Here is a 12989-nt window from a genome sequence, read left to right as displayed (position 1 = left end):
TTTTTCCATGCTGGCGTCCCGAGAGTGAGAGGGCGGCCGGAACGGGTTTGAGCCGGTGCGGTCGAGAGAGAGCGCCGCGCGGCTCGTCCGTTCCCGCTCTCCTTAAGGCTCACATCATGACCCTGATTTCCGCATCCGCGGCGGCGTCCGCCGCCGCGCCGCTTCCACTCGGCCCCAATCCCGAACCCGCAGGCGCCATCTTCACGGCCGCCGGTCTGCTGCTGCCCCATCTCGAACGCGGCGAGCGCGTCGATGCCACCGCCCTGCGTGCGGCGATGGAGACCGCCTTCGGTGCATCGGACGCCACCGGCGCCTGGGACTGGAAGACGGCCTATGACGCCTGCGAGACGGCGACCGTCCTGTTCCTCCGCAAATACGGCCGTGCGCTTTTCCGCAAAGCTGGGTCTCCGGCAGCCCGCCTTTCCGCGGTGTCGAAAATCGCCAACCTTCTACCGACGCATACGCGGCGGTCGACGGAGAGCCAGACCTTCCAGCAATTCTCTACGCCGATCCCGCTCGGCCTGGTCGCCGCCCACGCCGCGGCGATCACCCCGGCCGACCGGGTGCTGGAGCCTTCGGCCGGCACCGGCCTGCTGGCCATCCTCGCCGAGATCGCTGGTGGCGCGCTCGTTCTCAACGAGCTGGCCGACACCCGCGCCAGCCTGCTGTCGCTGCTCTTCCCGGCCATTCCCATCACCCGCTTCGACGCGGCCCAGATCGACGATCATCTCGATCCCGCCGTCACGCCTAGCGTCGTGCTGATGAACCCGCCGTTCTCCGCAATGGCCAATGTCGAAGGCCGCATAGCCGACACCACATATCGCCATGTCGCCTCGGCGCTGGCGCGTCTGGCTCCCGGCGGACGCCTGGTGACGATCACCGGCGCCAGCTTCGCGCCCGACAATCTGGCCTGGCGGGACGCCTTCATTCGCCTGCAGGAGCGCGGGCGCATCGTCTTCTCCGCCACCATCGACGGCGCGGTCTATGCCAAACACGGCACGACGTTTCCGACGCGGCTGACCATCATCGACAAGCGGCCCGCCGACGATCCGGCCGTGTTCCCCGCCACACCCGGCGTTGCCTCGGACGCCGCCACGCTGCTGGGCTGGCTCGACGATCATCTGCCGACACGGCTCGCCGTCGATCCCTCCCTCACGGTCCCGACTGTCGCGGCTTCCGCCCCTCGCAGCGTGCGCGGCTATATCAACCGCACCGCCAAGGCCGTCCCTGCGGCCGTGCCGATGGCCGAGCCGGAGGGCCTGCCACTCTCCTACGAGACCCAGGACGGCCTAGCGGGCGAAGGCGGCCGTTTGTCCGACGGCATCTATGAAGAATACGGAATGCAGGCGATCCGTATTGCCGGTTCTCAGGCGCACCCCACCAGGCTGGTGCAATCGGCGGCGATGGCCTCGGTCGCCCCGCCCAGACCGAGCTATCGGCCGCACCTCCCGGTCAATATCCACGAGCTGCTGTCCGACGCGCAGCTCGAGACCGTCATTTATGCCGGCGAGGCTCACTCCGATCATCTTGCCGGATCGTGGACGGTGGACGCCACCTCCGATGTCGTCACCGCCGCGCGCGAGGATGCGACGAACGCCGCGCGCTTCCGGCGCGGCTTCATGATCGGTGACGGCACCGGCGTCGGCAAAGGGCGTCAGTCCGCCGCGATCATTCTCGACAACTGGCTCCAGGGCCGCCGCAAGGCGGTGTGGATCAGCAAATCCGACAAGCTGATCGAGGACGCGCAGCGCGACTGGTCGGCGCTCGGCATGGAGCGGCTGCTGGTCACGCCACTGTCGCGTTTCCCTCAAGGACGGCCGATCACGCTGCCGGAAGGCGTCCTGTTTACAACCTATGCCACGCTACGCTCCGACGACCGTGGCGAGAAGGTTTCGCGCGTCCGGCAGATCGTCGAATGGTTGGGCTCCGATTTCGATGGAGTCCTCATTTTCGACGAGGCGCACGCGATGCAGAACGCCGGTGGCGGCAAGGGAGAACGCGGCGACGTCGCCGCCTCGCAGCAGGGCCGCGCCGGCCTGCGCCTTCAGCACGCGGTGCCGAACGCCCGCGTCGTCTATGTCTCCGCGACCGGCGCCACGACGGTCCACAATCTCGCCTACGCCCAGCGGCTTGGCCTGTGGGGCGGCGAGGATTTCCCGTTTTCGACCCGCGCCGAGTTCGTCGAGGCAATCGAGGCCGGCGGCGTCGCGGCGATGGAGGTGCTGGCCCGCGATCTGCGCGCGCTCGGCCTCTACACCGCCCGCTCGCTCTCCTTCGACGGCGTGGAATACGAGCTGGTCGAGCACACGCTGACCCTCGAGCAGACCCGCATCTACGATGCCTATGCCGGCGCCTTCGCCATCATCCATAACCACCTCGACGCGGCGATGGAGGCGGCCAATATCACCGGCGCCACCGGCACGCTGAACCGACAGGCCAAGTCCGCCGCCCGCTCGGCTTTCGAGAGCGCTAAGCAGCGCTTCTTCGGCCATCTGCTCACCAGCACGAAGACGCCGACCCTGATCCGGTCGATCACCAGCGACCTGGAAGCCGGCCATGCCGCTGTCATCCAGATCGTCTCGACCGGCGAGGCGCTGATGGAACGCCGGCTGGCCGAGCTGCCGACCGAGGAATGGAACGACGTCCGCGTCGACATCACGCCGAGGGAATATGTTCTCGACTACCTCGCCCATTCCTTCCCGGTGCAGCTCTACGAGCCGTTCACCGACAGCGAAGGCAATCTGTCGTCGCGGCCGGTCTATCGCGACGGCCAGCCCGTCGAAAGCCGCGAGGCCGTGGCGCGCCGCGACGAGCTGATCGCGCAGCTTGCCTCGCTGCCGCCGGTGCCCGGCGCGCTCGATCAGATCGTCCAGCATTTCGGCACCGAGCTGGTGGCGGAGGTTACTGGCCGCTCGCGGCGCATCGTCCGCAAGCGCGCGTCTTCGGGCGGCGACCGTCTCGTCGTCGAGAACCGCGCCGCCGCCGCCAATCTCGCCGAAACCCAGGCGTTCATGGATGACAGCAAGCGCATCCTGATCTTCTCGGACGCCGGCGGCACCGGCCGTAGCTACCACGCCGAGCTTTCGGCGCGGAACACGCGGCTGCGCGTCCACTATTTGCTCGAACCCGGCTGGAAAGCGGACGCCGCCATTCAGGGCCTCGGCCGCACGCACCGGACCAACCAGGCGCAGCCGCCGCTGTTCCGGCCCATCGCCACGGACGTCAAGGCGGAGAAACGCTTCCTCTCCACCATCGCCCGCCGCCTCGACACGCTGGGCGCTATCACCCGCGGCCAGCGCCAGACCGGCGGCCAGGGCCTGTTCCGCCCCGAGGACAATCTGGAAAGCGCCTATGCCCGCGATGCGCTGCGCCAGCTCTATCTCCTGCTGGTTCGCGGCAAGGTCGAAGGCTGCTCGCTCGACCGCTTCGAGTCCGCCACCGGCCTGAAGTTGATGGACGCGAACGGCATCAAGGACGAGCTGCCGCCGATCACCACCTTCCTCAACCGGCTGCTGGCGCTGACCATCGAGCTTCAGGGCGTGCTGTTCGCCGCCTTCGAGCAGCTTCTCACCGCCAAGATCGAGGGGGCCATTGCCGCAGGCATCTACGATGTCGGGCTGGAGACGCTGACAGCGGAAGGCTTCACCGTCACCGACCGCCAGACGATCTACACCCATCCGGGCACGGGCGCGGAAACCCGGCTGCTCACCATCGCGCAGCGGACCCGCAACCGCCCGGTCACGCTGGACGAGGCGCTCGCCTATCTCGGCGAACCCGGCGCCAGGTTGCTGGTCAATGAGCGTTCGGGCCGCTCCGCCGTCCAGATCCCCGCCACCTCGATCATGCTCGACGATGGCGAGATCGAACGCCGCGTCCGGCTGATCCGGCCGATGGAATCGCACACCGTTCCGGTGAAGATGATGGGCGAGACCCATTGGACCGCGGCAGAGCGGAACGACTTCGCCACGGCCTGGAGCGCCGAGGTCGCAGACGTGCCGGCGTTTTCCGACAGCACGATCCACATCGTCGCTGGCCTGTTGCTGCCGATCTGGAAGCGGCTGCCCAACGAGTCCACCCGTGTCTATCGGCTCCAGACCGACGAGGGCGAGCGGATCGTCGGCCGCAAGGTCTCGCCTGCCTGGGCGGCCAACGCCGCCACGGCCGGCGCAGCTACGCTCACGCCCGCCGACGCTTTCGTGGCGCTAATGGATGGCCGTACCATCCTCGACCTCGCCGAGGGGATTCAGCTTCGCCGCGTCCGCATCATGGGCGCCGAGCGCATCGAGCTGTCCGGCTTCACCGACACGATGCGCGAGCGGCTCACCGCCTACGGCCTGTTCCACGAGATCATCTCCTGGAAGCTCAGGATGTTCGTGCCGACCGATGCCGCCGGCCCCGTGGTGCTGGAGCGCGTGCTGGGCCGCTATCCGATCCAGCGCATCGGCGAACGCGAGGTGGCGCGATGACCCGTCTCGCCGCTTCTGATCTGGCGAACCGTCTTGGCCGGGAGGCCGAGGCGGTATGCCGCCATTATCTCGACGCCGGCCATCGCCAGGGCAACTACTGGCAGGTCGGCGACGTCCGCAACACGCCCGGCCGCTCGATGTTCGTGCGGCTCAAGGCGACGGTGAAGGGGCCGGCGGGCAAATGGACCGACGCCGCTACCGGCGAGCATGGCGATCTGCTCGACGTGATCCGGGAGAGCTGCGGCCTCACCGACTTCGCCGATGTCGTCGACGAAGCTCGCAGCTTTCTCAGCCTGCCGCGTCCCGAACCCGCGCCGGCGACGAAGAAGCGAGCGAGCACACCAGCCCCGTCGGGCTCGGCCGAGGCGGCAAAGCGGCTGTTCGCCATGTCACAGCCGATCAGCGGCACACTCGTAGAGGCGTACCTCCGCAATCGCGGCATTACGGCTTTGCACGGAACCGGAAACCTCCGCTTCCATCCGCGCTGCTATTACCGACCCGACGATCATGGCCCGACCGAAACCTGGCCGGCGATGATCGCCGCCGTCACCGATCTCAGGGGCACGATCACCGGTGCGCATCGGACCTGGCTCGCTCCTGACGGCTCCGACAAGGCGCCGATCCAAACCCAGCGTAAGGCGATGGGCGACCTGCTCGGTCACGCCGTCCGTTTCGGGATCGCCGACGAGGTGATTGCGGCGGGCGAAGGCGTCGAAAGCGTCCTGTCGGCACGTCAGGCGATACCGCACATGGCGATGGCGGCGGCGCTCTCCGCTGCCCATCTGGCCGCCATCCTGTTCCCCGAGACGCTGCGCCGGCTCTACATCGTCCGCGACAATGACCCGGCGGGCGACAGCGCACGGGATAGCCTGGTCGAACGGGCGAACACGGCCGGGATCGAGGCCATCGTGCTCTCGCCGGTGCTGGAGGACTTCAACGAGGATCTCCGGCGCCTCGGCATCGACGCGCTCCGCGCCAATCTCCGGGTGCAGCTCGCACCGCCCGACGTCGCCCGTTTCTGGCTCGAAGCAGCATAGTCGCCGGCAAGGAGTGTCGAGGCCGCGATCATCATAGCCGCCCAGATGCGTTCAACCTTCGGAGAGTACCGCGCCTCGGCCTTCGAGAGGGCGATCGGCCGTCAGCCGGGCCGGATCGGCAATGGCTGTGGCCGACGATTTTCCGGCGCGGCCCTCTGGGCCGCTTTCCATCGCGAAGCAAAATCGCCGGCCTTCGCCATCCTTCGCTGCGCTTCGGCCCTCTCGCTTCGCTCCGGGTGCAGGTCCGTCCCGCCCGACGGCTTCGTCGCCATGAAGGCCGCGACGGTCGCGGTCCAACCGACGGAGCATCCCATGAGCGGGCATGACGATTACGAACCCGAACACAGCGCATCGCCGACCGACCATATCGTGCAGGAGCTTCAGCTCTACGGCTACCGACCTTCGGAAGACGAAGCCGATCCCAGGCCCGTGCCGGAAGACCGCATCATCGAAGGCGCCGTCGCCGACATCTTCGACGCCTTGATTTCCACCGTGGCCGATACGAGCCTTGATCCTGACCTCGACGACCTCCTCTGGTCGACCGTCAATATGTTCCACCGCGCCGTCGAACGGGCCGACCGCAAGCTCGACGACAACGAGCAGGCGCAGAAGCGGCTCCAGCGCGAGCAGGATGGCTCCGAGGTCAAATCCGTCCAGCTCGAACGCCTGATCGACCTGGGGCAATCGCTGATCGAACGCCGCGACAGTCTGGAAATCTTCCGCGACAGCGCCGTCGACCACTACCACCGCGCCACCGGCTCACCCTGGTCCCAGCGCACAGGGTCGCGGGTCAACCATCGCCATCTGACCGCCGCGATGATCGACAGCCGCGACTTCATCGCCGCCAAACGCCGCGCGGAAACCGAGGTGCTCGTGCCCGCAGGACCGAAGATCGCCTTCTCCGGCGGCGACACCGCCGATCACAAGCTGATCTGGGCCAAGCTCGACCAGGTTCACACCAAGCACCCCGACATGGTGCTGATGCACGGCGGTTCCCCGAAAGGCGCAGAGAAGATCGCGTCGCGCTGGGCGGAAACCCGCAAGGTGCCGCAGGTAGCCTTCAAGCCCGACTGGACGAAGCACGCCAAGGCCGCCCCGTTCAAGCGGAACGACGCCATACTGGCGGTGATGCCGATCGGCGTCCTTATCTTCCCCGGCACGGGCATCCAGGACAACCTCGCCGACAAGGCCAGAAAGCTCGGCATCCCGGTCTATCGGTTCGGCACGGGCGGCGCGTGAGCGCCGCCCCAGATTTTTCTACGAGATGAGCTCTATAGGGCGACCGCTTTGTCCCAACAGCTCAACAACGCGGCAGTAAAGTCACCCTGCCGGACCGCAGCCCGAATTTCCGCACCTGTGAGCGGGACCACAAGCAACTCTTCTCGGCTCCCTCGAAGCATCTCCTTCGTGACCGTACCTGCGAATCCATTCCACGACACGAGAAATCCAAGTGAACAGCGCCGGCTTCGATTAAGCATCTTTTCATGGAAGATAACAAACTCGTTCTTGCCGCACCTTGCAGTCCAATTCTTGCACTCTACGAGAATCACCGCGCCCTCGCGCGCAAGGCGAGGTTCGCTACTCCCATTCACTATCGAAATATCTATCTCCTCCGTCTCCGTGCGAATACGCTGTTTCACGACAAAACCAGCGACGGAGGAAAACAGGCGAGCGCAAAGTTCCTCAAGTGCTCGCCCCTTCTCATCGGCACTTACTGCACCATCTACAGCATCGATCAATTCGTCCAGACTGTTCGTTCCCCAGCCTGAAAGGCGCGCGGAAACCTCAGCAATCCTGGCCCCTACCTCATCGGCTGCTTGGTCGGCAGCCTCAACTATTTCTGCATCGACCCTGACGATCTCGGCGTAGGCTCGATCCAGCTTCACGTTGGTGGCAGCGATACGATAACGCAGTTGAATATAGGCCCCATCATCCTCGTGGTGGACCAACTCTACGTCGCCACGCACACGTTGCCGCACCTCAACGGCGCGACGCACAAGGTCGAGATACTGCTCAAGGCCGAGTGGTGAATACCAGTATTTACGTGTCCATGTATGATCGGCTTCGCCGAAGAGCTTACCATCCTCCACGGAGAAGGAACCATTCCAGTCTAACCGGACCACGCCATCATCGAGGGTTCCAATCTCGTATCGGCCACCTTCTGGTATGTCCGTGATCGTCAGCTTACTCAACACGGCTTGGGTAAGAAGCGCCGCTTCTTCACCATCCGCTGCATCTGCAAGCGCGCCCTTCGCCACCTCGGGAGTCATACGGTAGTCAGTCCAGTTCTCGTTTCATCAGTCATGCTCCCCACGCTAACGGCCGGCCACGGCAGATGTCTACGGTAAGCCAAGAACATGCATCGGCTATTTGCGACGAGACCGCTCCGGATTCTAGGAATCCCCACCCCGCTTCAAATGCGCTGATCCTTGGTCCGGCCGAGGGCCTGACGCCATCAACCCATAAAGGGTCGGACTACGCATGCGCGTGCCGCCGCTTCGGCTGCGCCTGTCGCGGTGATTGCGGCCCTCGGCCGAACACATCGGGCGCTTGTCAGCGGGGAATGGATCTCCGCTCGAGACAGGAGCTGGATCAATGTCCTTCAACGCCGCCCACGCCTTCGCCCTCAGCCTCGCCACCACCCTGATGACAGTCATCGTTATCTTCCGCGCAGGCGACGGCACGCTGTCGGTCACACTCGCCAGTGAATATGACGGCGACGCCTCTCAGATCGTCCGCGAAATCGACCCTTTCATCCCATGAGGGGGCGAATGTCATCGCCTGCGGAGCTTGAACCTCATCCGTTTCAGCTCCCGTTGCCGTCCATCTTTTGCTATGTTCCCCCACGCGCCGTGGTGGTGGTGGAAGGCGCGCCCGTCAGAATTTTTCTCTCGGAGGCACCACCATGATCTTTCTCGGCATTCTCCTTTCCATCGCGGCAATCGGCTTCTTCTGCTGGCTGCTGTTCACGCTCGCCGTCTTCGCGCTGCCATTCATCGCAGGGATCACCGCAGGCGCCTGGGCCTATGACACCGGCGCAGGCTGGCTTGGCGCAATCCTTGTCGGCGTGGTCGCAGCCGGGCTGACGCTCGGCATCGGTCAGGTTCTGCTCGGGATCGTCCGCCCGCTCTGGGCGCGGATGCTGATCGCGCTCGCCTTCGTCGCGCCCGCGGCCATCGCGGGCTACCACGCGACGCATGGCATCGTGAAACACACCATGCCGTCGGAGACGTGGCAGTTGGTTTTCTCCGTCATCGGCGCGATTGCAGTCGGCATCACCGCGTTTGCGCGCGTCACGGCAATGGCGGCCACCGGCCCGACCGGCCAGCACCCCGCTCAAGCCTGATCGTCTCGCAACGGACACCAACGAGACCGGAACAACGACACCGCACTGCGTCCACGTCGTATCATGGGGTGGCGAAGCGGGCGACAGCGCCCGGATCACGCAGAGGACCGCAGCGCGCACCCCCTCGGGACCACCCGGACCCGAACGCCTGTCTCGGTGCAGCCGATCGATACGGAACGGCGGAGGTTCCCGCCCACGGCAGGCCATGAGAACGCAAGGACGCAAAGCCCGCCTGAGAAGAGGGAGAGATACGCCGACGAACGTCAGGCAGGTCTTGGCACCGGTCGCGATGGGGGCGCCACCCTCTCCGCTTCTTCCCGTAGCCAGACCGCAACCCAAGCGGCCTCTTCAATGGCCTGATCTGGCCGAAGGCCGGCTGCGCCTCAATCGCCTATGACGCAACAGCGGCGTCACAACTTTCATCCCCTGCCGGCTTCGCCGTCATTCCTCGCGAGACAAGAAAGTTCCTCCTTTGCTGTCGAGCCCCTGCGGGGTGCGCCGTCGATCGCCTCCGGCCTGTCGATCGCCATCGAGGTCGCAATGGTGCGGGCTCGAACACGGAAACGGAGATTTGAAAATGGCGACCATCGGCACCTTCAAGAAGACCGCCTCGAACGAGTTCAGCGGCGAAATCGTCACCCTCAGCGTCCAGGCCAAGGGCGTGCGCATCGTCCCCGACCAGCGCGCCACCGGCGAAAACGCCCCCAGCCACCGGGTTCTGGTCGGCCGCGTCGAGATCGGCGCCGCCTGGTCCAAGCGCTCCAACGAGGGCCGCGACTATCTCGGCCTCAAGCTCGACGATCCGAGCTTCAACGCCCCCATCTACGCCAACCTCTTCGACGACGAGGACGGCGATGGCTACTCGCTGATCTGGTCCCGCCCGAGCCGCCGGGCGGACTGAAACACCGAGCAAGGCCCCGGCCAGAGAGGCCGGGGCCTTTCCTCTGCTTGCAAGCGAATCAGGGACGCCTCTCCGTCGGAACGGACAGAAGAACAAGCCATCGTTCCTCCCTCGCGCACCTAGAGCGACTAAAATAGTCGTAGTTCTGGCAACGGCATATTGGCCGGTGGGAGGTGGTTATGCATGATCACCGCCCGACAATCACGGGCCGCACGCGCGTTGCTGGGATGGACACAGGAGACGCTCGCTGACCAGGCCTGCACTTCGCTGACCGCCCTCAAGCGCCTCGAATCCGAAAACGGCCTCGAGGTGTATGAGTCGACGCGTGATCTCGTTCGCAGAGCGCTCGAAGCCGCAGGCATTGTCCTGCTTTCGACCGACAAGGGCGAAGGTGTGCTGCTGCTCCACGATCGCAAGCATCTACCAGCAAAGCGCTAGCAGCCTGCCGATCTCAGGCTGGCGCCATCCGTGGTGCCGTTGTCGGAATTTCCAGCAACGGTGTTAACGAAAGTCCGTCGAGCGATTATAGTCGTTCTATGGAACAGCCGACCCCGTCATTCCTCGACGAGCCACCCGCTAGCCAGACTCTAACGGCCTATGACCGCGAGCATATGGTCCTCTATCTGCGTTTGCTGGATTCGGCGCGCGATGGTGCCGACTGGCGAGAGGCCGTCCAGATCCTTTTCGGCCTCGATCCCGCCCGTGATCCGCTGCGCAGCCGCCATGTCCATGACACGCATCTTGCGCGTGCACGCTGGATGACGGAACACGGCTATCGCGAATTGATCACCTCAACGCACTGATAGTCGTGATGCCGCTCTGGCATCACCCATTGCCGGTCGTCCAGCTTCCGCAGCGGAGATCCATCAGCAATCCTCCTCCCCAACTAGCTCAAAATGCTAAGGGAGGATCGCGATGACACCCGATGCATCCGGCTGGCGCTCGTCCGCGGCCTATGAGCATGTCGACGATATGAGCGCCTCCGATCTCGCTTGGGAGTGGCTCCGCCGCAACGATGCCTACGACGCGGATTTCCAGGAACTGAGTGACCGAAAGACCGATCCCCATGCGCTGACTGAAAGGATCCGGCATCGATGGAGGTTGCGATTTCCCGGTGGACCCGCTGGAACCACCACCCAAAGCCCGCATAGTCTGGATGCCCGACGAGGATACGAGCGCCATCTTTCTCGGGCCGGCCCCTTCTGCTCTAGCCCCCGACGCTGAGCTACCACCGACGATCGATGCCGCCCACCGCATCGGCGACAATGACGAAAACGTCCTTCTCTACGACCTTGGTAATGGCCAGCGTGTCCAGATCGACCGTGGGACGACCGCGCCGATTGGCAAACCGCTCGCCGCTCTAATCCCCCTCAACAGTGAGGGGTTCGACCGGCTCGAAGCCGTCAGTCGCCTGCTCGCGTCCCTTCACGGTAAGGCCATCCCTCGCGACACGCGGCTGACGGCGCAACAGCGCATGCGATCACGCAGGATGCTGCAATGCTTCGACGGCCATCGCGACGGAGCAACGCAGCAAGAGATCGCGCAGGTCGTATTCCATACCAACCCGCTCGATCGCCATGAATGGCAGGAATCCTCGGCCCGCCATTCCGTCAAATCGCTGCTTCGAGACGCTCGCGCCATGATCGCTGGCGGCTATCGCGCGCTGCTGCGCCATCGCAGACAGAGCTGATCGCACCCACACAATGCTTGGTGGGCGATTTTAGGCCCCTCTGATTTCACCCTGCATTTCGCCGGTCCCCCTTCGCCATCGTGGCCTTCGTTCGCCGCTGATCTCCAGCGGCCCTCACGAACCCGACGGAGGCCCTCGCATGCGACCCGATCTCGCCGTTCTCCCGCCGCGCTTCCTACGCACCAAGGAGGCTGCCGAGTTCCTCAGTCTTTCCGCCCGCACTCTCGAAAAGCACCGGACTTACGGCACCGGTCCGGCCTATCGGAAGCTCGGTGGCCGTGTCGTCTATGCCGTCGACGATCTCGAAGCCTGGGCCGCACGCGGCGCCGTCACCTCGACCTCCGATCCTCGCGGCTCGATCCTCCCCGCCAAGCGTCACACGCCGGCGCCTCAGGCCCATGCCGGCCGTTACGCACGCTGATCGCTGGCGAAACCCCGAGTGGCGGTGCGGCAACAATCCCGATCGGAGCGCGGACAGCTCGACCTGTTTCGAGCGCTCCCTGGCGAGTTCGCTGCCCGAGATGCGCAGGATCTCATGGCCTACCCCTTCTTCTCCCTCTCCAAGTCCCATCGCGCCGCACCGATCGATTTCTGCGCGGGCGACGTATCGATCCGCGTCGAGGCCGTACCCGATCACGGCATGGCGACCATCTGGGATGCCGACATCCTGATCTGGGCGGCGAGCCAGATCGTCGAGGCGCGCGACGCGGGCTTGCGCACCTCTCGGCTGATGGTCGCCACCCCCTATGAAATCCTGAAGTTCATCGGCCGTGGGACATCCCTGCGCGACTATCAGCGCCTCAAGGCCGCGCTCGACCGGCTGCAATCGACGACGATCTGCACTTCGATCCGGCAGGCCGCCGAGGGCCGGCGGCACCGCTTCTCGTGGATCAACGAGTGGAAGGAACGCACCGACCGGAACGGGAAGCCCGACGGAATCGAGCTGATCGTGCCCGACTGGTTCTACCAGGCCGTCCTCGACGACGCGCTCGTTCTCACGATCGACCGCGCCTATTTCGACCTGACGGGCGGTCTCGATCGCTGGCTCTATCGGATCGTCCGCAAGCATGGCGGTCGTCAACGCAATGGCTGGCGGTTCGACTTCCGTCACCTCCACCAGAAATCGGGCGCGCTGTCGCCGTTCAAGCGCTTCGCCTTCGAGCTGCGCGACATCATCCGTCGCCAACCGCTCCCCGGCTACACGCTGTTCCTGGAGATCGACGCTGGCGGCCGCACGCTGCTCGCCTTCGAGCCGACGCCGGCCTGTGGAAAAGCTGTGGGAGGCTTCGTGCCATCGGGAACCCGAGGGCACGTGCCATCAGGAACCGCCCCCTCGTGCCAACGGGAACCCAAACGGGCCGTAACCCACGACACGAAAAGCGAAAACCGCGCCCTTAACTTAGAGTCTAACAGAGAATCTAACTTTGAAGAGCGCGCGCGCGACGTGGAAAACCTCTGTCGGGGTGCCAGGTTTCGCGAACCGGGGCGAGGTTTCATGAACTCGCTCCAGGAAACGCGAACCGGATTCACGGACCGGGAGCCGGATCAT

Annotated in this window: 13 protein-coding genes; 12 read left to right on the top strand and 1 reads right to left on the bottom strand. The window is 65.1% G+C overall.

The window, feature by feature from the left end:
- The first annotated feature begins 116 nt into the window (after positions 1-116).
- The 3 genes from FHS82_RS00065 (at position 117) to FHS82_RS00055 (ending at position 6742) form a co-directional block, all read left to right on the top strand.
- Positions 117-4466 carry a strawberry notch family protein gene (locus tag FHS82_RS00065; RefSeq protein WP_065846544.1) on the top strand — a complete coding sequence of 1450 codons (4350 nt, stop codon included), beginning with the start codon at positions 117-119 and terminating at the stop codon, positions 4464-4466.
- The gene (locus FHS82_RS00060; protein WP_065846545.1) at positions 4463-5503 is read left to right on the top strand and encodes a DUF7146 domain-containing protein; all 1041 of its coding nucleotides are present in this window, start codon (positions 4463-4465) and stop codon (positions 5501-5503) included. Before FHS82_RS00065 ends, FHS82_RS00060 begins: the two co-directional genes overlap by 4 nt.
- Before the next feature lie 312 nt (positions 5504-5815).
- Positions 5816-6742 carry a DUF2493 domain-containing protein gene (locus FHS82_RS00055; protein WP_065846584.1) on the top strand — a complete coding sequence of 309 codons (927 nt, stop codon included), beginning with the start codon at positions 5816-5818 and terminating at the stop codon, positions 6740-6742.
- Between the two features lie 32 nt (positions 6743-6774).
- On the opposite strand, the gene FHS82_RS00050 is transcribed toward FHS82_RS00055, so the two are convergent.
- Positions 6775-7773 carry a restriction endonuclease gene (locus FHS82_RS00050; protein ID WP_065846546.1) on the bottom strand — a complete coding sequence of 333 codons (999 nt, stop codon included), beginning with the start codon at positions 7771-7773 and terminating at the stop codon, positions 6775-6777.
- A gap of 325 nt (positions 7774-8098) precedes the next feature.
- Here FHS82_RS00050 and FHS82_RS00045 point away from each other — a divergent pair, with 325 nt between their 5' ends.
- The 9 genes from FHS82_RS00045 to FHS82_RS00005 form a co-directional block, all read left to right on the top strand.
- The gene (locus FHS82_RS00045; RefSeq protein ID WP_166947500.1) at positions 8099-8266 is read left to right on the top strand and encodes a hypothetical protein; all 168 of its coding nucleotides are present in this window, start codon (positions 8099-8101) and stop codon (positions 8264-8266) included.
- Between the two features lie 142 nt (positions 8267-8408).
- A complete protein-coding gene (locus FHS82_RS00040; RefSeq protein ID WP_065846547.1) occupies positions 8409-8849 on the top strand; it encodes a hypothetical protein in 441 nt (146 codons plus the stop codon).
- Between the two features lie 577 nt (positions 8850-9426).
- A complete protein-coding gene (locus tag FHS82_RS00030; protein WP_012115000.1) occupies positions 9427-9750 on the top strand; it encodes a DUF736 domain-containing protein in 324 nt (107 codons plus the stop codon).
- 183 nt (positions 9751-9933) lie between these two features.
- On the top strand, positions 9934-10188 hold the full coding sequence (locus tag FHS82_RS00025; RefSeq protein WP_065846548.1) for a helix-turn-helix domain-containing protein: 255 nt from the start codon (positions 9934-9936) through the stop codon (positions 10186-10188).
- Between the two features lie 98 nt (positions 10189-10286).
- On the top strand, positions 10287-10553 hold the full coding sequence (locus FHS82_RS00020; protein ID WP_065846549.1) for a DNA -binding domain-containing protein: 267 nt from the start codon (positions 10287-10289) through the stop codon (positions 10551-10553).
- Positions 10554-10665: 112 nt separating this feature from the next.
- A complete protein-coding gene (locus FHS82_RS20990; protein ID WP_083199108.1) occupies positions 10666-10974 on the top strand; it encodes a transcriptional regulator domain-containing protein in 309 nt (102 codons plus the stop codon).
- A complete protein-coding gene (locus FHS82_RS00015) occupies positions 10907-11440 on the top strand; it encodes a DUF2285 domain-containing protein (protein WP_065846550.1) in 534 nt (177 codons plus the stop codon). The genes FHS82_RS20990 and FHS82_RS00015 overlap by 68 nt, the downstream gene beginning before the upstream one ends.
- 139 nt (positions 11441-11579) lie before the next feature.
- The gene (locus tag FHS82_RS00010; RefSeq protein ID WP_065846551.1) at positions 11580-11861 is read left to right on the top strand and encodes a helix-turn-helix transcriptional regulator; all 282 of its coding nucleotides are present in this window, start codon (positions 11580-11582) and stop codon (positions 11859-11861) included.
- Positions 11862-11879: 18 nt separating this feature from the next.
- Positions 11880-12989, top strand: a 1110-nt coding sequence (locus tag FHS82_RS00005; protein WP_343042472.1) for a replication initiator protein A, incomplete at its 3' end; no start/stop codon positions are given.

The sequence above is a fragment of the Pseudochelatococcus lubricantis genome (assembly GCF_011762225.1).
Lineage (GTDB): Bacteria > Pseudomonadota > Alphaproteobacteria > Rhizobiales > Beijerinckiaceae > Pseudochelatococcus > Pseudochelatococcus lubricantis.
This window is presented reverse-complemented; position numbering and strand designations above follow the sequence as displayed.

What these genes read in the sequence shown, in the direction of transcription:
- FHS82_RS00065 (WP_065846544.1), top strand. Translation starts at nt 117, where the DNA reads ATGACCCTGATTTCCGCATCCGCGGCGGCGTCCGCCGCCGCGCCGCTT.
- FHS82_RS00060 (WP_065846545.1), top strand. Translation starts at nt 4,463, where the DNA reads ATGACCCGTCTCGCCGCTTCTGATCTGGCGAACCGTCTTGGCCGGGAG.
- FHS82_RS00055 (WP_065846584.1), top strand. Translation starts at nt 5,816, where the DNA reads ATGAGCGGGCATGACGATTACGAACCCGAACACAGCGCATCGCCGACC.
- FHS82_RS00050 (WP_065846546.1), bottom strand. Translation starts at nt 7,773, where the DNA reads ATGACTCCCGAGGTGGCGAAGGGCGCGCTTGCAGATGCAGCGGATGGT.
- FHS82_RS00045 (WP_166947500.1), top strand. Translation starts at nt 8,099, where the DNA reads ATGTCCTTCAACGCCGCCCACGCCTTCGCCCTCAGCCTCGCCACCACC.
- FHS82_RS00040 (WP_065846547.1), top strand. Translation starts at nt 8,409, where the DNA reads ATGATCTTTCTCGGCATTCTCCTTTCCATCGCGGCAATCGGCTTCTTC.
- FHS82_RS00030 (WP_012115000.1), top strand. Translation starts at nt 9,427, where the DNA reads ATGGCGACCATCGGCACCTTCAAGAAGACCGCCTCGAACGAGTTCAGC.
- FHS82_RS00025 (WP_065846548.1), top strand. Translation starts at nt 9,934, where the DNA reads ATGATCACCGCCCGACAATCACGGGCCGCACGCGCGTTGCTGGGATGG.
- FHS82_RS00020 (WP_065846549.1), top strand. Translation starts at nt 10,287, where the DNA reads ATGGAACAGCCGACCCCGTCATTCCTCGACGAGCCACCCGCTAGCCAG.
- FHS82_RS20990 (WP_083199108.1), top strand. Translation starts at nt 10,666, where the DNA reads ATGACACCCGATGCATCCGGCTGGCGCTCGTCCGCGGCCTATGAGCAT.
- FHS82_RS00015 (WP_065846550.1), top strand. Translation starts at nt 10,907, where the DNA reads ATGCCCGACGAGGATACGAGCGCCATCTTTCTCGGGCCGGCCCCTTCT.
- FHS82_RS00010 (WP_065846551.1), top strand. Translation starts at nt 11,580, where the DNA reads ATGCGACCCGATCTCGCCGTTCTCCCGCCGCGCTTCCTACGCACCAAG.